The sequence below is a fragment of the Lysinibacillus sp. BS3 genome, assembly GCF_039614735.1.
GTDB classification, from domain to species: Bacteria; Bacillota; Bacilli; order Bacillales_A; family Planococcaceae; genus Lysinibacillus; species Lysinibacillus capsici.
Window position 1 is genome coordinate 1,083,297 of record NZ_CP154860.1, and the last position, 24,498, is coordinate 1,107,794.

Genomic DNA, 24,498 nt, shown 5'->3' on the forward strand with positions numbered 1-24,498 from the left:
CCTCATGCGTATTGTAATTGTGCGTAAATCGCTTTCCAAGAAGCTAAACGGCTCTCTTCTTGTAATGCTAATCTTTCTGTGTCAATTTGCTCAAGCGCTTGATGATAAATATACAAACGTAATTTTTCGGCTTCCTCTGCAATAAACGTAATCGCCCATGTCATAAGGGAAACTTTCTGTGCATCTAAATAATCTTGTGCATCTGGTTTTGTCAATGTTTCTAATGCCTCGCTCAGCTTCACTTTTTCATTCTTTTCAAAGAAAGCTTTTTGATTGCGGAAATGAGATTTTACGCTCGCATATTTCGAAATCTCACCAAATGGACCTTCAAAATCAAGTAAATTTGGCTCAGAAGATTCAAAGGCTAGGAATGAGAAGCTTCGATTTAACTCTTTCAATTCGCGTACTTCATCTTTAAAGCGATGCTGCATTTTCTTGCTAATGAACTGCGATAAACGGAAGTTTGTTACACGCATTTCTTGTGTAAAATCAAAACGCAAGCTTTGCATCACTTCTTTTAATGCATGCTCCAATGCTTGTTGTGCGGGCATTGCAGCAAAGGTAGAAGGATTGTAGCCTTCCTTAAAGAACTCAGGGTAACGATAATAAACACGCTGAAGAACATAATAGAGTAGCTCATCAAGCTCCTGCTTTGTTTCACTCTCTAACATGCTCGTATTCAGCACACTGAACTTCGATTGAATATGTTGTTCAAGTGTTGCTAATTCCTCTAGTCGCTCATCTTTACGTTTTAAGTTTTCCTCTGTTTGGGCAATTAAATCCGCCAAACGTTGCTCTGTTTTATCAACTTCCTCTGCAAGAGCTTGAACGGCTAATGCACTCAATTCATCATTTAAGAATGTATGGAAGTCTTTTTCAAATGGTGGCATCCCTGATGTTAAATCGGCACCTTCTACCTTTTCCTTCAATGCTAAAAGACTAGATACCCCATATAGTCTTGGGAAGCGAATGCCAAAGCGTTGTAACTCTGAGCGTACATAGCCTTTTACATCTTCCTGTTCTTCATCCGTTGTTGCCAAATCAATTGCATTGACAATAAAGAACATTTTATCTAGCTCAAATGCATCCTTCACACGACCAAGTTGAATTAAAAACTCTCGGTCAGCTTTGGCAAAGGCATGGTTATAGTACGTAATAAATAGGATGGCATCAGCATTACGAATATATTCAAATGCTACGCCTGTATGGCGGGCATTAATAGAGTCCGCTCCTGGCGTGTCAACAAGTGTCACGCCCATACGAGTTAATGGACTATCATAATAGAAGTCGATATTATCAACAAAGCAAGATTTATTTTCTTGTGCTACAAATTTTTCAAACTCTTCACGGTCTACGCGGAGGATAGAACCAAACTCTGACTTAAAGGTTGGATAGCCTTCTTTATAGGCACGAATAAATGATTTATGAACATTTAAGCGTTCGTCCGTTAACTGCACTGCAAGCCCTTCATCAGCACGATTATAGGCTTCCTCCAATGTCGATACAGACAAACCAATCGCCGCATAGGAGCCTTGAATATCCTCTAGCATTTGTTCCGCAGTTTTAAGCTGTACATCCGCTGTTTCATGTGGGTGTTCAGGTGTAACTGGACGAATTTTATTGATGGCCGCAGTTGTTGGGTTTGGTGATACAGGTAACACCTTGGCTCCCATTAAAGCGTTTGAGAAGGAAGATTTCCCAGCACTAAATGCGCCAAACAATGCAATGGTAAAATCCTTTTTCTGTAGTCGTTCTACTTTATTTTCAAGGTATTGGGCTACTTCAGCAAAGCCTTGCACCTCTTTGACTGCATTGGCAGTATGGAGTGCACGATTAATCACACCATCGATTGGTAGAGTCGTTGCACTAGTAGCTTGCTGAGCTTCCTCTTGTTGGATGATTTGCTCTTTTGGCTGCAACATGGACTCGTCAAATAGACGAATTTCTGCTAAATCTTGCTTAAATGATTGTTCCCAATTTGTAAGCTGTTGATTGGCAACTTTACGAATTTCATTGCTCGCTTGATGCATAGTGCTTGCACTATATTGCTGATAGCCTTCAATTTCAAGGACTGCATTAATGGCATCTACTTTGTCCTGCATACTCGCCATTTTTAATTTTGATGGTGCGGCAGTTTCTGTTGCTACAGCTTCAAGAGTTGTCGCTTGCGCATTTTTCCAGCTATCTGTCTCCTGAATGAAGTAGCGCTTTGTTGCTTCTGCGATACGGTTAGCGAAGTTTAACACAGCATCACCTGTTAAAATAGCGCCTGTTTGAACTTGCTGCTCAATCAATGAAAAAGGTAAGTCAAATACATAGGCATCAATGGCTGCGGCACGTTCCTCATTTAATGCCCCAACGTCCTTCAATGCCTTTTTCATAAGACCTTTTAAATGCCCCGTGATTTGTGCATGGATCACATTTTGATAGGCATGATACGCATCTTCTTTACGTCGGTTTCGCTCTTCCTCTGTTTTTTTCTTTGCAGTAAAGAGCCCCCCAACTTTAAAACCTTCCTGCATGCTTTCTAAATAAAGGCGTAAGCGATCGCGTAAATCAGCTGGCATAATTGCAGCATTCGCGAGTAGCTCCTTACGTTGCTCCTCAAACGTTTCGTTCCAAGCTTCTACTGAGAATAATTCAACCTGACGATTTAATTTATTGTATTGCTCTAAAATATCTTGATGGTGTGCCCAGTCATCCGCACTTAAAATTTCTTCATCAATTGCCAAACGATCCTGTCTTTCTTCCATTAAATAATTGTCATGCTCGCTTTGCAATAAACGCAATGTATTCGTAGCTGTTTGTACAAGCTGCTCCTGCCAATCATTCATACTGTCCATCACAATTTTCTTTACTGCCTCAAAATCATTATGTGGATGCTCAGGCTCTCTTAATGAAGTAAAGAAAACACATTTCGGTACAACACCCCATGCTGCAAAGGATTGATGAACAGTTGCTTTAAATTCTTCGAAGCTCAATTCATTATCTTTATGCTTATCAATCATGTTGACAATTAAATAAACATTTGGATTATATTTCATTAATTGCTTTGTGAATTGGAAATTTAATTCCGACTGCACATGGTTGTAGTCCATTGTATAAAATACGATATCGGCAATATGTAATGCTGATTCCGTTGACATGCGGTGTGCATCATCTGTGGAATCTACCCCTGGCGTATCCATTACAGTGACACCTAGTGGTAGTGTAGAGGCACTGTGTCCAATCTCAATTTGTGACACCAAATCCCCATTTTTACTTAGCTCTTTTACTGTTTTAAAATCATAGCCAGCCTCAAATTTTACAGGCTTTTCATTGTGCATATAAACAATCGCATAGTCTTCCTCTGATTTATGAACTTTTACGATGTTCGCACTTGTTGGAATAGGACTAGATGCCAGTAGATTTTCACCAGACAGCGCATTAATCATACTGGACTTCCCTGCAGAGAAATGGCCTGCAAAGCCAATCACATACTCTTTTTGCTGAATTTTTCGAGCAAAAAGTGATGTTTTATCCATGCGCTCTGTATCACCATTATGCTGATAAATTATGTATTGCAAAGAGGCTTGCTTTAATAGCCCCTCCAATTGTTGTTCAAAATCTTTCATGAAACCAGTAACCCCTTTTTCATTAATTATTCATAATTAGTATTCTACCTTATTCAACTAGCAAAGTATAACACTAATTTAAAGCATATATGCCAACGTTTCCATCCTTAGAAAAACATGTTTATACAAAAAATCTATGCTAAATGATAGATGGTCAACTAGTTCTTTTTATTTTTTCCTCATATTTTATAGTAAGCATATTCGGGGCAAAGTTATTTTTTATGAAGGGAGTGTGATGCCATATGATAAATCCTAAGTCTCATCAAATCATTGAAAAATATTGTTCATGTAACTGTGAGGAGCGATTTATCTGGCCCCGTATAAAAGCAACAAACGGAATACCCATTAATCCTCCTGAAGTAGTCCCTGAAGGTATGATTATACCAACAATCCACCGATATTTTTATATCGTTACAGCTGATCTTGATCTATCGAATGGGGCAACTCTTCCAGCCGATCTCTTTTGGAATGATGAAGCAAATGCTGTTACTGAGTTTACAATTTTTTCACCCAATGGTTACGTTAACCTTTATATTAATGCAGTGATGCAGGAAGGCGGTATTTATACGGTAACCCCAGCCTCCCTGACAATCGTACCCTATAATGCCACATTGTATAGAGGAACACCCATCATTATTGAATCGCTAGGCTTTACAACAAAATAAAGGAAAAGAAAGGAGGTGAATCGGGTGGCACTTTCCATTATTAATATTCACGTCAATGTAACAGGTACTTCTACAAGATTTTTTAACGTCTTAGCTGCACCCCTTGCCATTGCAGATGGCACAACAGTCGCTGCAACAACGTTTTTAAATGATAGCGGTACAGCAGCAACAGTATTCCCAGAAGTCGCAAATGGTTACTATAACTTATATATCAATGGTGTTCTTCAGGAGGGTGGTGCCTATACAGTTTCTACAACTGAAATAACGTTCAATACTGTCACAGGTACACTTTCTGCTGGTACGCCAATTGTGCTAGAAGCTGTGGAGCTAGTGACAACAATCTAAGTAAAATGGATGCCTTATTTAGGGCATCCATTCTTACATTTTATTGTAATTGCTTTCTAAGACCTGCAATTTTTTTCGCATAGTCTAGCGCATGTGGGCCATCTCCATGTATACATAAGGTTTGGACTGCCACTTTAATTTTTTTGGACTGGACCGACATCACTTCATTCGCAGTCAAAATTCCTTTTACATGCACTAGCATTTCCTCTTCCGATTGTATGAAGGCATTTGGCACCTGTCTGTTCACTAATGTGCCATCTTCGTTATAGCGTCGATCCGAAAAAACCTCCTCATATACTTGAAGCCCCTGGTCTCTAGCAATCTCTACGATGAGGCTACCAGATAAGCCATATAAAATAAGCTGTGGATTAAGATCATACACTGCATTGACTACAGCTAACGCTTTTTCACGGTCATTCGCACATTGATTATAGAGTGCGCCATGTGGTTTAACATGATGAAGCATACCATTTTCAATCTGTACAAATGCCTGTAAGGCACCAATTTGATAAACCATCATATCGTAAATTTCAGCTGGGCTACATTCCATGTTACGGCGACCAAATCCCTCTCGATCGGGATAGCCTGGATGTGCACCAATGTGAACATTTTTACGAATGGCGCTTCGTACAATTTGATGCATGATTGAATGATGACCCGCATGATAGCCACATGCAATGTTGATGGAAGTTACATAGTCTAATAGTTCTTCGTCCTTACCCGCGATAAAAGCATCATAGCTTTCACCCAGATCACAATTGATATCAATTGACATCATGTTTCCTCCAGTACAAAGTGAATTGTGTTAAACATACGCATTTGCGCTACTTTATGTAAATCTTCTTCATGAACTGTTGCAACAATAGGATAGCCTCCTACTGTTTGAGCATCAGCCATTAGGATAATGGGATCACCACTTTGCGGCACTTGGATCGTACCGAACTGTGTAGCTTCTGACAGTATATCTTTCATTTCCTGAAGTTGTAAGGCAGGTCCTTTTATGTAGTAGCCCATACGATTGCCGCCGATAAATTGAAAAGGATTTTGTAAAAATTGTTGCTGACTCTTTTCTGTAAATAAATGAAAGTGCGGTCCTTTAAACAATCGAACCGTAATGGAACTGTCAAAATTCGGACGATAGGGTGCATATAGCCCTCTATTATATTTTAAAGACGATGATACCTGCCCATACAAAATACTTCCTTTTGTAATCCGTGTTCCCAAATTGCCAAGCGGAAGGCAGGATTGGCTACCAAGCTCATCGTTTGTACGAAAACCTCCTAATGGAGTTAAGTAAACAATAGAGCCTTGATGGACACCCTTGATAGCTAATCTATCTCCCCTCGTTAAATGGAATGTTTTCCACATTTCGATTGGTACATGATTAACCAAGCATGTACTATGCCCCCCTGTTAATACATAAACACAATCAGCAAGCGCCTCGAATTCAAAACCACCCACAAACATTTCAAAAGACGTTTGATCATGGTGGTGATGTAAGATTCTCTGAGCTGCTTGAAACGATCGGTTATCCATTGGTCCAGATAACGGAATACCAAATGCCCGATAGCCGTACCTTCCTTTGTCTTGTAAGCTACCATAAACCCCTTGTTTTGTTACGAGCAGAAGTGGCTTCAAACGCTACACTCCTTTGCTTTTCATTTCCCAAAATTGCTGTTTGGTTATTTCATAAAACTGAACTTCATCACCAAGTTCAAATAAAAATGGCTCTTTGCCATGAACATCAAATAAATCCAAAGGTGTTTTCCCTATAATATTCCAGCCACCGGGTGAATCGACAGGATAGATTCCTGTTTGTCCACCCCCAACTCCAACAGAGCTTGCTGATACAGATGCCCTTGGTTTCTGTAAGCGTGGCACAAATAATTTAGAATCAAGCTCGCCTAAGTATGGAAAGCCTGGTAAAAAGCCGATTAAATACACATAATAGCTTTTGGACATATGCAATGTTTTAATGTCCTCAAAAGGTAAACCTGTAAAATTCATGACGCGCTTTGAATCTAAGGCAAATTCCTCATCATAGCAGACAGGTATTTTTAAAAATCGATTCGTTCCTTTATCAATTGTTGTGGAGGCTTGCATCTCAAGCCACTGCATTTCTAAACGTTCAACATCTATATTTTGTTTAATATAAGCTGTTACTGTATGGTAGCTTGCAACACTTTCAACTAGGTTATGTCGTAGCTGCTGTTTCAGAAAACGATTAAACGTTTGGACCGCGTGAAAGTTTGAGTGGGAGATTTCCTCCTTGAATGCAAAACGAATAGTATGTTGACTAATCCACATCGAATGAGGAAAATCAATGATTGGTTGCACGTGCCGTCTCCTCAATACAAAGCTGTACTGCAGCTATCAAATCTCCGATATTCCAGCCGGGAATTTTGCCATGTTGGATTGCCAGCTCAAATGATGCTGGAATATGAATAAAGCCAGCACGAACCCCTTTATGTTGCTGGGCATAAGCAAGCCCCTCATACATAATGTTATTACACAAGTATGCACCTGCTGTATTGGAGATTTCCGCTGGATATCCTTCTCCCTGCAAACGATTTACCATACTGCGAATCGGTAAGTTTGTTAGATAAGCATCCTCCCCCTCCTCATAGATACTCTCATCAACGGGTGTATAGCCATTATTATCAGGCTCTCCGTCTTTCACATTAATGGCAATGCGCTCTGGTGTTACTTTAAAACGTCCTCCTGCTAACCCTAATGAAATGATGATTTGTGGTTTCACTTCTTCTATATGTTGTTTTAATTGCTCCGCTGATTGCTGAAAATCAACAGATAAAATTCGTCCGACGATATCATAGCTATCTATCTTCTTTCCATTTAATGCTTCCACAATTTGCATTGTTGGATTTATTTTAAAATCAAGAAATGGTTCAAACCCTGTTACTAATATTTTTGTCATATTTGTCACCTGATTTCTATCGGACGTTTTTTAAAGTAGCGTCCAAATTGTTTAATTTTATTTACTTTAGTAGAAAGTGCTGCTTCAATAATAGCTTGATTAAATAATTTATGTGCTTCAATACAAGAAGTTAATTCTTCATCATAAACAATTTCATCAGACACTTCAGAAATGATATCTAGAGCCACCCACTGCGGGTAGCGTAATATACTTACAGATGAGTATGTTGGCGTAACTTCCATACTTCGATAAAAATTTATATTTCCCATTTCTTCAATTGGGTACTTTTGTGGATCCCACTTTGTGCCATATTTATAGTAGCGTTCACGCCAATAAGCATTTTCTTGGGCAAATATTGTACCCTCAAAAATCATATTCACTTTTTCAGCTACTCGTTCTAGATTCGTAGCCTGGACTTCCCTCGTATCATAATCCGCATATCGACCAATTCCGTAGATCTTAGCACTTGGAAGCGTGTAAGAAACAGGGAAAATAGGTGGACACGCATATCCTGCGAATGGTTGAACCCATTCACGAGCAGGGATTCCATGATCATCAATCACTATATCAGGTGCCCATTTTTTTAAGATAAGTGGTAAAACATTTGCCTCACCAAATACACTTTCTTGGAATTTGACATAGGCAAACTCTAAACCTACCGCATTAAATCTTGCAGCATGATGTTTCCATTTTGGATGTTCTTTTGTCAAGCTCTCCATTATTTCATAACCATCTGGATTTGATAGCGGAATAATGATTATATTAATCTTTTTTAAGATTTCAGGATGGTGACAAATAATATCTTCCATGAGCTCTAATATAGCAGGTGTACTAGATACTTCGTTTGGATGATGGCCCGCTTCAAAGACAATCGTATGCTTTTCATCCGATTTTTTAAGTCCTGAATAAAAGTCACTAGTAATAGGCTCAGTCACTTCAAAAAATGGAATGACATTCCCTTTGTAAGATATATCCCCATAATTTAGTTTGACCTCAGAATAATTTTGATACCGCGTTGATAGTTGATAAACATTTTTAATTTTGTATTTTAAATTATCATTCATTTCCATTACTTTCAGATAATTACCTAAATACATTTCTACTGTTTCAAATTGCCCCTCTTGGTTAAATAAAATTCTTTTTGCAACTGGAACTAAATTGGTTTTTTCATGCCATTTGTATGCCCGTATTACACTTTTAATAGGCTTATAAATATTTTCCTCTATATGAATAAAGGGAATAATACCACCAGGAGCTTGATAAGGTTGATTAACTAATCGGCGACCGAGTTCATTAAAATAATCAAGCGTGTTAAAATAAAGGTCTTCGTATAACGCTTCAAAGGACGAGTTTGCTTCTTGCTTCACGTTTAATTCTTCTTCAATTCCAGATGAAGTAAAGTCAATTTCGATGCGATCAAATAAAGGGAACAATTGTCCTTGATCACGATTTGTTACATCAATATTTAATTTTCCCACTATCTGAGGAAGAAACTCATTGATATACGTTTTATAGAAACGCTCACGATCTGACAATATTGCATTTTCTTGAACCAGTTTCCCATCTTCAAATAACCTATACCCTGCTGTAGTTGGATAGACTTTTCTCTGACCATCAACATAATCCAATTCACTAATCAGCGGATTTAATTCAGCAATTAATAGATCATCAACATAGACACTATAGATGTGCTGCTGTGTGCTTGAAAGCTCAAATTGTACATTTTCTTTCGGTATGCCATATTGCATTTCAATCAATTCGTCCACTGGGTAAAGTTCCATAATCCAGCGATTATGCTGTTCTAAACCATTTTGATTAACCCCATCTTTACATATTATTTTTACTTGTTCAAAATGACCCGAAACAGATGGAAGTACTTCCTCTAATATCCAGTATAACCCTGTTTTAAACGCAGAGCGAACTGTAATTGTCTTTAAATTTGAAAATTTCTTATACAAATCTAAACAATATTCATCTCGATTTTTTTTAGAAGCTGTAAGATAGATTTCAGCATCAAGCATTTTATTTGGTTCATCTTGCAAAGCATTTAAAATATACGATGCTTCCGATTCATCTTCCCATGTTGTTTCATACAACAAATCTGCTACATTTACTTGTTTTTCGTTTAGCTCCCAAACACCAAATAAGCCACCTTCAGACACATGCTTTTCTTTTGCTATTGAATGTAGGACAGTCGGTAAGCAATCTTTAGTACCACAAATTTGAATAACGTTTCTAGAACTTAACTCCATGAAATTTTCAGTTCCTTGCTTGATATCAATCGAGAACTGTCGATGATCTTCTGTGACAACTGGTAAAGAAACAGAGGTAGCATACAGTCCTAAACGTAATGCAAGATAGCAAACTTCTTTTATAATGGCGTTTGACGTGATTTCTTGTTGTAAATTAATTTTCACACTTAAATGCTGATGTGGATGTGCCTCGTCCTTCTCACCAGTTCCATAGGCTGACCACAGATGACTTAAACTTTCATAATAAGAGGATGGAATATCTGTATGCGTTTCGGCCATTCCTTCACTTGCTATCGTACTTAACAACGTTGACAGCGAAGACTCAGTCTCATAATAGAGTGTAAAGATAGACCCATTCTGTGAAATAAATGTACTACTATGTTGTAAAAATTCCATTGAGTACTGCTGATTAGACGCTTGAAATAAATCAAAATCTATTTCATTTGACTCTAAGCCTAACCTCGCACAAAAATCAATCAATCCGATTGGAACAAGATTTGTAGGTAAGTTTATAAATAAAGAAGGCTTTTTTAGGGTTTCATTCTTATTAAATAAAATTGAAAATATTTTAGAGTTCACACTATCACCTAAACTTTCATATTTGGATCTAAGCGATCTCGTAGCCAATCTCCTAGTAAATTAAAGCCTAGTACAGTTAACATAATTGCAATACCTGGAAATACAGAAATCCACCAAGCTGACGTCATATAATTCCGACTGTCTGCTAACATTCCGCCCCACGAAGGTACTGTCGGTTCAACACCTAACCCTAAAAATGTTAGTGAAGCCTCTAATAAGATAAACTCTGCGATACACATCGTTGCTAACACTAAAATCGAAGAAGCAACATTTGGTAAGATGTGCTTAAGGATAATTTTAAAATGTGTGCCTCCGATTGCCTTTGCAGCCTGTATATATTCTTGTTCCTTTAGAGCTAAAATCTCCCCTCGAATTAGCCTAGCAAAACTAACCCAATATGTAAGTCCAAGAATAATAATGATTTTTTCAATCCCTGTTCCAAATACACTCATAATTACAATTGCTAGTAAAATAAATGGCAGACCTAATTGAACTTCAGCTAACCTCATGATTAAATCGTCCATCCATTTCCCAAAATACCCTGACACAATTCCAAGAAATGTTCCAAGGACTAACGAAATGAGCACACCACAAATCCCTACCAAAAGGGAAATACGAGCACCATATATAATCCTACTTAGCAAATCCCGTCCAACTTGGTCTCCCCCAAGTAAATATTGAGATTTACCAGTATCGTCTAACCATTTAGGCAAATCTAGACGATGTCCTAAGCTAGCTGCTCCTGGATCATGTGGAGCAATATAAGGGGCAAATATCGCACATAGAATAGTCGTGACAACTAATAATAGACCGATTATCCCAGTTGGATTATTTTTAATAAACTTTAAAATACTTATTATTCTACTAACCTTTTTTATTTCGACTGTTTCTGCTTCCATTATCTGTGTCATTAATTGTCACCTCTTCCAGTGCGTATTTTTGGGTTAATTAATGAATAACATAAATCCACAATTAGATTGACGACAATCATGATAAGAGCTAGGAGAATTACTCCACCCTGTACGACTGGATAATCTCGTTGATTAATAGAATCAACAATTAATCTTCCGATTCCCGGCCAAGAAAATACTTGCTCTACAATAACAGCCCCCCCTAAAAGTCCACCGAACTGTAACCCAACAAACGTCACAGTTGGCAATAAGGCATTTCGAAAGGCATGTCGAATAATGACAAGCCATTCTCTAATTCCTTTTGCTCGAGCAGTTGTCACATATTGCATTTTAAGCACCTCAAGCATAGAGGTACGAATTAATCGAACTAAAATACCAGATAAAATCAGACCCAATGCAATGGATGGCAGGATCAATGAGCTAAACCCATCAAAGCCCGATACAGGTAACCATTTTAACTGAACAGCAAAGATCAAGATTAGCATAAACGCTAACCAAAAATTAGGGAAAGAGATACCTAATAAAGAAAAAATACGACCAAAAATATCAATGGACTTGCCTTTATAAACTGCAGATAGGATACCGATAGGAATAGCGATTAACAATGCTACAGTCATCCCCCCTAAAGCAAGTGCTAGTGTTGGCCATGCTCGTTCTAACAACATTTCCAAAACTGGACTATTCGAACGATACGATGTACCAAAATCAAGCGTTACTAAATCTTTCATGAATATGATATATTGCTCCCAAATAGGCTTATCTAAACCCAACTTTGCTGTCAGTTCCTCTACTGCTTGTTGTGAAGGTTCCCCAGCACCGAACATGATGCTTACCGGATCCCCCGTTAAACGAATGGCGAAAAATATAATTAATGAGACAGCAATTATCACCAACACTGTATGCGATAAACGTCGTAGTATATAGGAAAGCATAATTCCATCCTCCTAATTTGAAATGAAAGAGATAGTATGACAAGCATACTATCTCATAATTTTTTACTTACTCGACAGTGACACCTTCAAATCTAAAGCGGCCATCATGAGGTGGTTGGAAATCTTTTATTCGTTTATTCACTGCGTATATTTCAACCTCAGAATATAAATTAACTTCTGCAGCATCTTCATATAACACTTCTGTCAGCTCTTTAAAGATTTTTTGACGCTCCTCATTATTAATCGTTGCTCGCTCTGCCGCTAATAATTGTTCAACTTTTTCATTTTTATAGGATGGATTCCAGAATTCCCCTTCGTGATACATTAAATAAGCTGTATTATCAAAATCTAAAGTCCAACCACCCCAGCCATTTTTATACATTTGACCAGCTTTCCCTTGTGGTATTAACTCTGATTGGAATGTAGTATTTTCCACACTATTAATAGAAACTTTTAATCCCACTTCTTGTAAATAAAATGCTACTGCTTGGGCTATTTCTTTAAATGTTCCATCCGTACCTGGAATAAAGAATTCAAGTGTAGTACCTTCAGGAACCTTAGCTTCTGCAAGTAATTTTTTTGCTTTTTCTGGATCATATGGATATGGCTCTAAATCTTTGTTATAGCCAAAAGATAGATTACTTTGGAACGAACTAATGAGGTTGCCATAGCCACCTAAAATTTCTTTCACTATTGTTTCCTTATCAATGGCATAGTTAATCGCTTGACGAACACGTACATCATCAACAGGCTTTTGTGCTGTATCAAAACGAATTGAATACGCTGTAGGAGTGGACACATCCTTTAATTCAATGAAATCAGTTCCTTCTGCTGTTGCCGCTTGCGAAACCTCTAAACGTGTCATAATATCAATATTTCCTGTTTGTAATTCTGCCAGTGCCGTCGCTGTCTCTGGAATCACTTTAAATGTTACTTTATCTAGTTTAATAGCATCTTTATTCCAATAATCTTCATATCGCTCAATAACTACTTGTTTATCACGTTGATAATCAGTCATTTTAAATGGACCAGTACCAACAGGCTTCATGTCAAAATTCTCTGCACCCTGTTCTTGGATATATTTAGGTGGTACGATGACAGCACCATATCCTGAAAGTTTAGTCAATAATACTGGGTCAATGGCATTTAGGTGCATAGTGACTTCATAGTCACCTGTCACTTCAACATTGTCAATCGACGTATAGTTTGAATATTGCGGACCTTGTTGACCTTCTTCTCCTAGTAGACGATCAAATGTAAATTTAACTGCTTCCGCATTAAACGGTTCGCCATTATGGAAGGTAACACCTTGTCGTAGTTTAAAAACAATCGTTTTATCATCTATATATTCCCAAGATTCCGCTAACCCTGGTTGAATTTCTAAATCTAAAGAACGACTAACTAATCCTTCAAATACCGATGTTGCTACTGTACTCCAAGCAAGTAAAAATGTATCAATTGGGTCCCAGTTTTGTGGGTCTCCTGCCACACGAATAACTAATTCATTTCCACGTGTTGCTGCTGGATTTTCACCAGATGATTTACTACTATTTTTACTTTCGTCTTTTGATGATGTACCGCCACTACATGCTGTTAAAACAATCATTATACAAACAAGTAATAGCGCAATCCATTTTTGTTTCTTCATACATTGTTCATCCCCTTTTGTATTTGTGCTATCTATACGCCATAAGGATATGGCATCGAATAACCTAGTTCAGCAGATATTGAAGCTGCCGTTTCCCACAGACCTTCTAAAAATCCATTTATTTTTTCTTTTGGTATGAGTGTCTCTATGCCCGCTATACTAATCGAGTATTCTACCTTGCGTTCACTATTGAAAATCGGTACTGCTATTGATACAGTGCCTTCTTCCAATTCTGACACGCTGTAGGCATAGCCATTTTTTTTCCCAAATTCAATTAGTTCAAATATCTCTTCATCAGTAACAGGTGTTCCACTAGCATATTTTTTACGAGTTTTTTGAAGTACCTCACTAATTTTTTCCTCTGATTGAAAGGATAAAAGTATTCTTGAACAAGCGCCTGCATAAAGAGGTGCTCTTCTCCCCACCCGTGTATATAATAAAACTGGTTTTAAACTTTCGATTTTTTCGATATAAAGACCATCTGTTTCATCCAGTATGCTTAGTTGAACAGCCAAGTCAAACTTCTGTTGCAACATCTTCATATACGGCATAGCCAAAGAACGAATTTCAATTGAATTTGCAGCAATTGCACCTAATTCAATGAGTTTATTCCCAAGTAGATAATGATCACTCAATACTAACTGTCCACCGCTTTGAACGTAAGGACGTTTTAATACGCCTAAATCTGTAAATGTTTTTAAAAACCTATGTAAAGTCGGTTTAGGAATATCCGTTTCGATCGCTAGCTCGTCTAACCGCCAAGAAGGTTTTTCTTCAGTAAATAACGTTAAAATATTAATACCTTTTTCCAATGTTTTGCTCATGTTAATCGCTCCATTTGCTCTTCATAAAGTAAACAGGAAACTTCATGCTTATCGCCAATTTTTTTAAATTTCGGAGGTGTCACTTTACATATTTCCATGCAGTTTGGGCATCGTGTATGGAATGTACAACCCGATGGTGGATTAGCAGGATTGGGAACATCTCCACTTAGCACAATTCGCTCCTTTACTTTTGAAGGATGAGATTTTGGTAATGCCGATAGTAAAGCTTTTGTGTATGGATGTTTAGGATTATTAAATAATTCGTGTTTATCTGCCATTTCCACTAACTTTCCTAAATACATTACCCCTATGCGGTCACAAAAATGATGCACTACACTTAAATCATGTGATATGAAAATGTAGGTAAGGTTCATTTCCTTTTTTAAATCTTTCATAATATTTAATACTTGAGATTGAATGGAAACATCCAGAGCAGATACTGGTTCATCTGCAACAATCAATTTTGGATTGGACACTAATGCTCGAGCAATTCCAATCCGTTGTCTTTGACCACCTGAAAATTCATGTGGAAAACGTTCTAACTGCTTTTGTGTAAGTCCAACCTGTTTAGCTACTTCATAAACGCGTTGTTTTCTCTCTTCCTTTGTACCTATTCCAAAATTCACCAAAGGTTCTTCGATTATTTTAAACACCTTCATACGAGGATTAAGGGAAGAAAAAGGGTCTTGAAAGATGATTTGCATATCACGGCGCTTTTGACGTACCTCTTTTGGGCTAAGAGTGGCAATATTTTCTCCATTCAGTAAAATTTCACCCTCAGTAGGTGTTAGAAGCTGAATTAATGTTTTACCCATAGTGGACTTTCCGCACCCAGACTCTCCGACAATTCCTAAAACCTCACCCTCATTTACAAAAAATGAAACATCATCTACTGCTTTTAAATGACCTGAACGTGATCCTTTAACTGGAAAATATTTCTTTAAGTGTTTAACTTCTAACAATGGACTGCCCATTGACAATTCCCCCTCCTACTTCGTTCTCTTCGTACAGCCAACATCTAACTTTGGTACCAATAGAGGTTGTATATAGATCAGGCTTCTTTTTACATTGATCTGTTGCAAATTCGCAGCGATCGAAAAATCTACAACCTGAAGGCATATCGGATGGTGATGGCACCACCCCTTCTATTGATGGAAGGTACTCTTGTTCTGATTCAATGTCAGGCAATGAATTTAATAACCCTTTTGTATATGGATGAAGCGGATAATTAAACAAATCTAGCACTGTTGCCTCTTCCACTATTTCACCAGCATACATCACAATTACTTTCTCACATATTTCTGCTACTACACCAAGATCATGGGTAATTAAAATGATGGACATATCTAGTTTTTCTTGTATGTCTCTCATTAAATCTAAAATCTGAGCCTGGATTGTCACATCTAATGCTGTAGTAGGTTCATCTGCAATTAATATTTCTGGTCCACAAGCCAATGCCATGGCGATCATAACCCTTTGTCGCATTCCTCCTGATAATTGATGAGGATATTCATTCACTACTTTATCTGGACGAGGAATACCTACGAGACGAAGCATATCAACGGCACGTTCATGAGCTTCTTTCCTTGAAATTTTTTCATGGCTATGAATCATTTCCATAATTTGGGAACCGACCTTATATACTGGATTGAGCGAACTCATTGGTTCTTGAAATATCATAGAAATTTTTTTCCCACGAATCTTTCGCCATTCCTTATTCGACTTTTTATTAATTTGTTTTTGATCTATGTAAACTTCTCCACCTTGCCAGTTAACCCCGGCAGGTAACAATCCCATAAGTGAAAGTGATGTCATGCTTTTTCCACAACCTGATTCCCCTACAATCCCCAAAGTTTTTCCTTTTTCAAGTTGAAATGATACTCCATTCACAATGGCAATATCTTTTTTATTTTGTTGAATACCTATTTTCAAATCGCTTACTTCTAAAATATTCAAACTCATTTCCCCCTCCGTTCCAAAATATGAAACGCGATTCCATTTTTTAAAATCTTAACAGAAAAAACTTGGTTATTTCAATAGTTTTCAGAAAAAAATAAAAATTCCTCTTAATTAAATTATTCCGAAAAAACATTTAATTTTTTTATCATTCCTAGAAATACAAAAAAACATGGTCCGAATATTCGGACCATGCCTAAAGATATTTAACAAGTATTAGCTCTTATTTCAAATGTGCAGTTGCCTGGTTCATGACGTATTTTCCAACTCCAATATAGATCACTACAGCTGCTCCAATCAATACGAAAGTCATTGCGAACCGCTCCTTCTTAGTTATTTTTCGTTAAGTTTTCAGACGTTTACATTGAATTTGAAAATCATTCTCATTAATATATTATAAATTTCACGTTAATTCGTCAAGACATACTTTCATCTTACCCTTTTTACATGGTAAGATGTAGAAAAGTCGGAAAAAGGATGCGGTAATGATGAGTAATTCGAAGTACTTTCAAACTATTTTAAACGGGACAATTCACGCTTTAAAAACCATTCTTCCTATGGATATAGAAGTAAAGTCGCCTAGTATTATTTCTGAACCCTTTCAACAGCAACAAATGGGCGTATTAATTGGCTTAATCGGAGATTTAAAGGGACGCGTTATCATTGACTCCTCTCCCGAAGTGTTCAGCGGGATCGGTAGTACTATGTTCGGTATGCCGCTTGAAGGAGAAATGCTAGAATCCTTTACAGGGGAATTTGGTAACATGATTGCAGGAAATTTATGTACAGCTGTTGGGCAAGAAAGCTTAGAAATTGATATCACTCCGCCAACGGTGATGGTGGGCAATACAAAATTATATGGCTTTGAAAAGGCCTTTGCTCTCCCAGTTTCGGTCCCAAGCGTCGGTGCCCTAACAGTTCTATTAACAATTGAAGAAGAAGCGGAATAGAAGCTTGGTAGGTTTAAAGTCTGTTCCAAATAAGACATTGTATGCAAGACATTCAGCATGTATGTGTGTAAGATTTGCCTTTCGCCCACAAGGGAATGAGAAGGACGGTTCTCCCTTTCTTAAAATCTATTATTTTTATTAAAAAAAGTTAATTACAATCATTAAGCAAGCCATCTCAATGACTTTTGAGATGGCTTGTTTTTTTTCTCTCTTAAATCCTTCACACTTTCTTCACATAATTCCCCTAGAAGTGTGATTTTTTTCACATCAAAATGCAATGGATTTCTATATGATGACTGTAAGAAACACAACAATAAAAAGCGTAGGAGGAGCAAAAATGGCAAATAAAAAGAAGTCAGATGAAAATTTAAAAGGTTCACTCTATGCAGTTTTTGGAGTAGGTATTATCATCATTTTACTTTGGGTGTACTGCTTCGATTTGTTCATTGGACGGTTTTAATCTACGAAGAAGGGACAGAAACATATGCACATACATAAGTATGAGAAATACTGGCTTGTGTTTGGAGTTACCACTTTAGTGGCATTCCTGATCATTCTCGGTATCGGAGCATTTCATCAAGGCTCCCATCCAAACAATGGTAAAAAAACACTAGATTACGAGAAAGTGAAAGAGACAGCACCTTTTGATAATCCAGGTGTCCATAAGGTAGAAGGTAAGGATTGGGATTACGAAGTGGTAGTAATTGCTTCTGCATTCAATTATAATCCTCCACAAATTGAGGTTCCACTTGGTGCAAAAGTGAAATTTATCGCAACAAGCGAGGATGTTATGCATGGTTTTGAGGTTGCAGGTACGAATATCAATATGATGCTTGAGCCTGGCTATATTTCGGAATATGTGACAGAAGTCAATAAGGTTGGCGAGTTTTTAATCGTATGTAATGAGTATTGTGGTACTGGACATACGATGATGCACTCTATGCTAAAGGTGGTGGATTCAAATGAGTCACACTAATTCAATGACAAAAGTGGATCGTCGAGATGCAAAGCTAGCAATGGCACATATTTACGTGGCATTTATCGCATTGTTATTAGGTGGTCTTGCAGGTTTATTACAGGTTTTTGTACGCTCTGGTCAATTTACATTACCAGCAGGCATTGGTTATTATCAAGTACTAACAGTTCATGGTGTATTACTCGGTCTTATATTAACTACATTCTTTATTTACGGCTTCCAAATTGCAAGTGTAAGTCGAACATCTGGTACATTCACTGATACTCAGAGAAAACTTGGCTGGATTGGTTTTTGGTTAATGACGATTGGTACAGCTGCTGCAGCAACGATGGTTTTATTGAATAAGGCAACTGTTCTTTATACATTCTATGCGCCATTAAAGGCACATTGGATTTTCTATTTAGGTCTTACATTCGTCGTAGTTGGTTCTTGGGTTGGCGGCGCAGGTCAAATTTTACGTTATGTCCAGTGGCGCAAAGAAAATAAAGCGAGTGGACAACGCAGCCCATTACTATCATTTATGGTAGTTGTTAATAATTTAATGTGGTTCGTGGCAACGCTTGGTGTGGCAGCTTCTGTTTTAATTCAATTGTTACCATGGTCCTTAGGTTTAATTGAGCGTGTCGATGTGGCATTATCGCGTACCCTTTTCTGGTATTTTGGTCATGCACTTGTATACTTCTGGTTATTACCTGCCTATATGGTGTGGTACGTGATTATTCCAAAAGTAATTGGCGGGAAAATTTTCTCCGATTCTTTAGCAAGACTTTCGTTTATGCTGTTCTTACTCTTCTCTATTCCTGTTGGGATTCACCATCAGTTAACAGAGCCTGGTATTGATGGTACATGGAAGTTCATTCAAGTTGTTTTAACATTTGCTGTAATCGTGCCTTCTCTCATGACGGCCTTCTCGATGTTTGCAATGTTCGAGTTACGTGGACGTGAATTAGGTGGCAAAGGACTATTTGGTTGGTTTAAAAAATTACCTTGGAAGGATGCTCGTTTCTTCGTACCATTTATCGGTATGGTGTCATTTATTCCAGGTGGTGCAGGCGGAATTGTCAATGCCTCTTATCAAATGAACCAATTAATTCATAATACTATTTGGGTTACAGGGCATTTCCATTTAACGATTGCCACAGCTGTTGTTTTAACTTACTTCGGTGCGGCATTCTGGTTAATTCCACATTTAACAGGCCGTACACTTTCGAAGTCTTTAAATAATCTTAGTAATTTTGCTGGTATCTTATGGGCTACTGGTATGACGATTATGTCTTCAGCAATGCATATTGCTGGTCTGATTGGTGCGCCTCGTCGCTCAGATTACTCAGAATATGGTGGCGCTCAGCAGGCTTACGATTGGATTCCTTATCAAATCGCACAAGCTGTGGGTGGAACAATTCTCTTTATCGCCATCCTTGTGATCATTTATATCGTAGTGAAATTAGCTTGGTTCGCACCTAAAGGCGAAGAGGAATTCCCAGTAGGTGATGTACATGAGCTTAGCGGTCCGACACCAGCTATTTTAGAAAACTTTAAAATATGGCTTGTTATTTTAGTAGCCTTAATTTTATTCGCTTACACAGTACCAATTATCGATATTATTTCGAATTCACCAGCCGGCTCCAAAGGCTATCAATTGTGGTAAGCATCCAAACGCATCTTCCTATAAAAAAGCGATTTCTCTGTAACGAGAAATCGCTCTTTTCACTTTATAATTGATAGAGTTTCGTATATTTTTCTTGTAGATAGTCTGCTAGGTACTTCGCATTTAAGCCTTCCCCTGTCGCTTCCTTTAGCAATTCAAATGGCTTTTTCAATGCTCCATATTGATGAACTTTATCAGTTAGCCACTCTCGAATTGGCAGTAGCTCTCCCTTTTCTAGTAATTCATCAAAATTAGGAATATCCTTGTCCATCGCGTGCTTCCATTGCGCGGCATAAATCATACCTAACGCATAGGATGGGAAGTAATCGAACATGCCACCTGACACTCACTAACATGTCTCTCGATGTTGCTTACTCTGAAAATCGTCAAGTAAATCCCTCAATTACTCATAAATTTAAATAGTTGTCCCATAACATCATATTCTTGAGCAGGAATTGCATTAATTAACTTATTATATTTTCCATCTGCCTATGTTCCTTCTTTTCCATATAAAAGTTACCAAGTTACATATACTTCACAAACTTAATCGAATTCTAACATAAATACCCAAATACTTCTTGTTGAGTAGATTTGTAATAAAGTTTGATTAAATTAACGATATCAACCTTGATATGAGAACAAAACTAAAGAGAAAGTTTTGAAAAAATGATTGTTCAAAACTTGCTCTTATTTAATGGGATTGATTAAATTTCTTAAAGTTCGATAATATTTGAAACTCTTGTTGTACAAAGCGCTACGTTAACTCAATTAGTAATTCATTATTTAACCAACGTTTGAAGACTTATTAACACGGGGGCATACACTATTAGTGGAATAAGCAAAATTACTGCACCAATTTTTTTATTCCCCTTTTGTAATAATAAAAGAGTAGTCAAGAAAAATAATGGATAAATAATAAAAGTAATTATTAATACACCATCAACTACTTGATACAATTTTCCTGTAAATGCACTTATGAATGGGATTGAAATCCATTCTAGTACGCAAAATGCAATAACCAATATCCACAACCATTTAAGTGTCACCATAATCACCCCTAAATTTTTTAAAAAAGTATCATACATAAGCTACACAAAAAAATATTTACTCAACAATCTGGCCAGATTGTTTAACACAATAGTTCAATTTAAAAATGACTCTTTATTATGTTGAACATTATATAAAAAATATTGATGTAACATGAAATGTAGCTTACTTTCAATCTTAACTTGTAATTTTAGTAGCCTTATTTATATTAGCTTACACAATTCCAATCTTCGAAATTATTTCAAATTCACCAGCGGCTCAAAGGCTTTAAGCTTTGGTAAGAATATTTTCAAAGCAACAAGCGATTTCTCATTTTAGAGAAATCGCTTGTTTTTCTATAGCTGATATAGCTTTGTATATTTTTCTTGTAAATAGTCTGCTAGGTACTTCGCATTTAAGCCTTCCCCTGTCGCTTCTTGTAATAGCTCGAATGGCTTTTTCAATGCCCCATATTGGTGGACCTTGTCTGTTAACCATTCACGAATAGGTAGTAGCTCTCCCTTTTCTAGTAATTCATCAAAATTAGGAATATCCTTGTCCATCGCGTGCTTCCATTGCGCTGCATAGATCATTCCTAATGCATAGGATGGGAAATAGCCAAACATGCCACCTGACCAGTGCATGTCTTGTAATACTCCCTGTGCATCTGTCTCAGGACGAATACCTAAATATTCCTCATATTTATCATTCCATACCTGTGGGAGATCCTTCGCCTGTAAATCGCCATTGAAGAGGTCACGTTCAATTTCATAGCGAATCATGATATGTAATGGATATGTTAGTTCATCTGCTTCAATGCGAATCAATGATGGTTCTACCATATTGATGGCACGTAAAAAATCGGCTAATGCAACATCGCCAAATTGAGCTGGTGAGAAGTGTTGAAGACGCTCATAGTTATGCTCCCAGAACTTTTCATTCCTGCCGACAAAGTTTTCATAAAATAATGATTGGGATTCATGAATCCCCATCGATGTACCAGTAGCTAATGGTAGACCAGCAAGTTTTTCATCAATGTTTTGCTCATACATCGCATGACCACACTCATGAATCGTGCCAAAAATAGCTGAACGGAAATCATTTTCATCATATTTAGTGGTAATACGAGCGTCACCATAATTTAAGCCGATCATAAATGGATGGACACTTTCATCCAAGCGACCAGCATCAAAGTCATAGCCGAGCTGAGTAAGCAATTCTAACGATAATTCACGCTGTGCCTCACGCGGGAAATGCTTAAATAGCATGCTAGTATCAGGCTTATTCGATGAATGAGCAATTTTTTGAACAAGCGTCACAATAGACTCTCGTAATTCACCAAATACTTGATCTACGACATCTGTTGTCATATCTGGCTCATATAAATCTAGTAATGTATTATATGGAGATCCATTTTTAATGCCCCAATATTGAATGAATTTTTTCTGCCATTGAATGATTTCTTCTAGGTATGGTAGGAATAGAGCAAAATTATTCGTTGCCTTCGCTTCTTCCCAAGCCGTTTCTGCCTTCGATTGAAGAATGACGAATTCTTTGTATTCATTCGCAGGAATTTTTTTATTTTGATCGTAATTCTTTCTTACTTCTTCTACTAGACGCAGTGTTACATAGTCAAGATCAGCTTTTTGTGACTCTAATGCTGCTAGAAGCTCTCCTAGTTCTTCACTCGTCTGCATATCAAATAAGGAGGCTGATAATGTACCAATTACCTCAGAACGTTGTGCTAACCCCTTTTTCGGTGCACCCGTCCGCATATCCCAATAAATCACATTGAGCGCTTCCTCATAATGCTGCATTTTCTTCACATAGTCTGTAAATTGTTGAACAGTCATGCATTCATCCTCCTTTTCACGTTATTATTTTATCATATTTTCGAAAATTTTGTATATTGCGGACTTTCTAGGGTAATTATTCAGAATATTCCTTTTTTATCTTCTCTATTATTTTAATATATTGTCTATCCCCCAATCCATAGTGTGGAAATAGAGAAAATAATTGCTTTAACAGGTCATTTTGAGATAGATGGAGGTGTTTTTTTATATACACAGTGATCTCATTCTCTTCATTTAAATAGCTGAAAAATAATTGAATGCCCTGATACATGACAGGTATAAGCGTTGTCTTGGGCAGACGATGGTGCATCAATACTTCCTGATAGACCTCCCCATACGGTCCAAGTTCTATCTCTGTTTCTTCCACTTCATAGGTCATTTCCTTGACCATATAATAATAGACTTTGCCTTGATAGCTTTGTTGCTCTAGGAAAGCGAGGACTGTCAATAAATTCATCTGACAAAACATATCATCTCCAAACCATAAAACAATACATTCATAGTCATTTGTTAACAATGGCTTTAACGGATTCAATGTCACCTGCTCATATTGTTGTAAAGACACCTCATGCCCTATAGCGCGTAGTTTATTAAATTCTTCACTGAAAATGGGACTAATCGTTGGATTCGCACACATCGCTTCATTGAAAGGAACGTAATCGCTGTTGCCCATTAATTGTTGTTTTGCGAACTCCTCATACATCATTTGACCATTTAATACATTCAATAGCTTCTGATCGTATTGCGCATTAATCTTCTCTTGTAATACTTCAATTTTTAATTTCTGAGAAATATCCATCGTCAACCATCCTCCATCATCCTGTAATCTCAACTTTACAAAGGTTTGTAAAGGTTTAGGGGACTTTCTGTAATCATTCGGACTTATACCAAAGTACCTTTTAAAAGCTCTAGAAAAGGATTCCTGCGATGAAAAGCCGTAGTGAAAGGCGATGTCGATTATTTTCTTTTGGGGATCTTTTAATGCAGTAGTAGAAAGATAGATTTTACGTAGTGATCGATATTTTTTAATCGTCATCCCTGTCGCCTGATGGAATTTAAAAGAACAGTAATAAGGAGAATAACCCATATCCTTTCCTAATTGCTCCAATGAAAATCCTTCTGATAGGTGACGCTCAATCCAATCAATCATCTCCTGTACAATGTTGTTCATCCACATCCCTCCTAATTTCATTATAGTAGAAGCGATAATGATTTTTATGATATAAGTTGTGAATGAAAAAAACTGCAGCAAACTTTAAAGTCTGCTACAGTTTCTGCTCCCATAAATACAGGAGAGCTTTCTATATAATTGGGGATTTATACTAGCCTTCAAGTCATGTTCGGTTTCCAATCAAACATTTTTTGAGCTATCATGAAGCTTTAT

General features: G+C 37.3%; 21 protein-coding genes and 1 pseudogene. 6 read left to right on the top strand and 16 right to left on the bottom strand.

Annotated elements, in window-relative coordinates:
• Positions 1–2: 2 nt before the first annotated feature.
• Positions 3–3,614, bottom strand: a complete 3,612-nt coding sequence (locus tag AAJG31_RS05735; RefSeq protein ID WP_279494524.1) for a dynamin family protein — start codon at positions 3,612–3,614, stop codon at positions 3–5.
• Between the two features lie 242 nt (positions 3,615–3,856).
• Between AAJG31_RS05735 and AAJG31_RS05740 the strand changes: the two genes are divergently transcribed.
• Positions 3,857–4,279, top strand: coding sequence for a DUF4183 domain-containing protein (locus tag AAJG31_RS05740; RefSeq protein ID WP_004269345.1), 423 nt, complete (start codon positions 3,857–3,859; stop codon positions 4,277–4,279).
• Between the two features lie 24 nt (positions 4,280–4,303).
• Complete coding sequence (locus AAJG31_RS05745; RefSeq protein ID WP_202341749.1) at positions 4,304–4,624, top strand: DUF4183 domain-containing protein; 321 nt, start codon at positions 4,304–4,306, stop codon at positions 4,622–4,624.
• A gap of 40 nt (positions 4,625–4,664) precedes the next feature.
• On the opposite strand, the gene AAJG31_RS05750 is transcribed toward AAJG31_RS05745, so the two are convergent.
• The 11 genes from AAJG31_RS05750 to AAJG31_RS05800 all read right to left on the bottom strand — a co-directional run bounded on the left by AAJG31_RS05750 (position 4,665) and on the right by AAJG31_RS05800 (position 16,667).
• Complete coding sequence (locus tag AAJG31_RS05750; RefSeq protein ID WP_103117770.1) at positions 4,665–5,399, bottom strand: 5-oxoprolinase subunit PxpA; 735 nt, start codon at positions 5,397–5,399, stop codon at positions 4,665–4,667.
• Entirely contained in the window at positions 5,399–6,262 is an 864-nt protein-coding gene (locus AAJG31_RS05755) for an allophanate hydrolase subunit 2 family protein (protein WP_279494523.1), read from the bottom strand. The genes AAJG31_RS05750 and AAJG31_RS05755 overlap by 1 nt, the downstream gene beginning before the upstream one ends.
• 3 nt (positions 6,263–6,265) lie before the next feature.
• A complete protein-coding gene (gene pxpB / locus AAJG31_RS05760; RefSeq protein WP_036077491.1) occupies positions 6,266–6,961 on the bottom strand; it encodes a 5-oxoprolinase subunit PxpB in 696 nt (231 codons plus the stop codon).
• Complete coding sequence (locus AAJG31_RS05765) at positions 6,945–7,559, bottom strand: pyroglutamyl-peptidase I (protein WP_279494522.1); 615 nt, start codon at positions 7,557–7,559, stop codon at positions 6,945–6,947. The genes pxpB and AAJG31_RS05765 overlap by 17 nt, the downstream gene beginning before the upstream one ends.
• 5 nt (positions 7,560–7,564) lie before the next feature.
• Positions 7,565–10,390 carry a M14 family metallopeptidase gene (locus tag AAJG31_RS05770; protein WP_279494521.1) on the bottom strand — a complete coding sequence of 942 codons (2,826 nt, stop codon included), beginning with the start codon at positions 10,388–10,390 and terminating at the stop codon, positions 7,565–7,567.
• Between the two features lie 8 nt (positions 10,391–10,398).
• Positions 10,399–11,301: an ABC transporter permease gene (locus AAJG31_RS05775; RefSeq protein WP_016991918.1), complete on the bottom strand. Its 903-nt coding sequence runs from the start codon at positions 11,299–11,301 to the stop codon at positions 10,399–10,401.
• Positions 11,301–12,233: a nickel ABC transporter permease gene (gene nikB, locus AAJG31_RS05780; RefSeq protein ID WP_036077499.1), complete on the bottom strand. Its 933-nt coding sequence runs from the start codon at positions 12,231–12,233 to the stop codon at positions 11,301–11,303. The genes AAJG31_RS05775 and nikB overlap by 1 nt, the downstream gene beginning before the upstream one ends.
• A gap of 67 nt (positions 12,234–12,300) precedes the next feature.
• Positions 12,301–13,881 carry an ABC transporter substrate-binding protein gene (locus AAJG31_RS05785; RefSeq protein WP_016991919.1) on the bottom strand — a complete coding sequence of 527 codons (1,581 nt, stop codon included), beginning with the start codon at positions 13,879–13,881 and terminating at the stop codon, positions 12,301–12,303.
• 32 nt (positions 13,882–13,913) lie between these two features.
• Positions 13,914–14,705, bottom strand: a complete 792-nt coding sequence (locus AAJG31_RS05790; protein ID WP_279494520.1) for an IclR family transcriptional regulator — start codon at positions 14,703–14,705, stop codon at positions 13,914–13,916.
• Positions 14,702–15,679 (bottom strand): dipeptide ABC transporter ATP-binding protein, encoded by a 978-nt coding sequence (locus AAJG31_RS05795; RefSeq protein ID WP_036077504.1) that lies wholly within the window; start codon positions 15,677–15,679, stop codon positions 14,702–14,704. Before AAJG31_RS05795 ends, AAJG31_RS05790 begins: the two co-directional genes overlap by 4 nt.
• The gene (locus AAJG31_RS05800; RefSeq protein ID WP_026023343.1) at positions 15,654–16,667 is read right to left on the bottom strand and encodes an ABC transporter ATP-binding protein; all 1,014 of its coding nucleotides are present in this window, start codon (positions 16,665–16,667) and stop codon (positions 15,654–15,656) included. Before AAJG31_RS05800 ends, AAJG31_RS05795 begins: the two co-directional genes overlap by 26 nt.
• Positions 16,668–17,149: 482 nt before the next feature.
• On the opposite strand from AAJG31_RS05800, the gene AAJG31_RS05805 reads away from it, so the two are divergent.
• From AAJG31_RS05805 to AAJG31_RS05820, 4 genes are all read left to right on the top strand, one after another.
• Positions 17,150–17,611, top strand: coding sequence for a chemotaxis protein CheX (locus tag AAJG31_RS05805; RefSeq protein ID WP_004269332.1), 462 nt, complete (start codon positions 17,150–17,152; stop codon positions 17,609–17,611).
• 337 nt (positions 17,612–17,948) lie between these two features.
• Positions 17,949–18,071 (top strand): hypothetical protein, encoded by a 123-nt coding sequence (locus AAJG31_RS05810; protein WP_009370491.1) that lies wholly within the window; start codon positions 17,949–17,951, stop codon positions 18,069–18,071.
• Between the two features lie 24 nt (positions 18,072–18,095).
• Positions 18,096–18,587: a cytochrome b5 gene (locus AAJG31_RS05815; protein WP_016991924.1), complete on the top strand. Its 492-nt coding sequence runs from the start codon at positions 18,096–18,098 to the stop codon at positions 18,585–18,587.
• Positions 18,574–20,235: a b(o/a)3-type cytochrome-c oxidase subunit 1 gene (locus AAJG31_RS05820; protein WP_016991925.1), complete on the top strand. Its 1,662-nt coding sequence runs from the start codon at positions 18,574–18,576 to the stop codon at positions 20,233–20,235. Before AAJG31_RS05815 ends, AAJG31_RS05820 begins: the two co-directional genes overlap by 14 nt.
• A 64-nt stretch (positions 20,236–20,299) precedes the next feature.
• Here AAJG31_RS05820 and AAJG31_RS05825 read toward each other — a convergent pair.
• From AAJG31_RS05825 to AAJG31_RS05840, 4 genes and pseudogenes are all read right to left on the bottom strand, one after another.
• Positions 20,300–20,578: pseudogene (locus AAJG31_RS05825) on the bottom strand (carboxypeptidase M32); the annotation flags it as partial.
• A 436-nt stretch (positions 20,579–21,014) separates the two neighbouring features.
• A complete protein-coding gene (locus tag AAJG31_RS05830) occupies positions 21,015–21,281 on the bottom strand; it encodes a hypothetical protein (RefSeq protein ID WP_054550783.1) in 267 nt (88 codons plus the stop codon).
• A gap of 336 nt (positions 21,282–21,617) precedes the next feature.
• Complete coding sequence (locus AAJG31_RS05835) at positions 21,618–23,114, bottom strand: carboxypeptidase M32 (protein ID WP_066037678.1); 1,497 nt, start codon at positions 23,112–23,114, stop codon at positions 21,618–21,620.
• A 76-nt stretch (positions 23,115–23,190) separates the two neighbouring features.
• The gene (locus AAJG31_RS05840) at positions 23,191–24,285 is read right to left on the bottom strand and encodes an AraC family transcriptional regulator (RefSeq protein ID WP_279494519.1); all 1,095 of its coding nucleotides are present in this window, start codon (positions 24,283–24,285) and stop codon (positions 23,191–23,193) included.
• Positions 24,286–24,498: the final 213 nt, after the last annotated feature.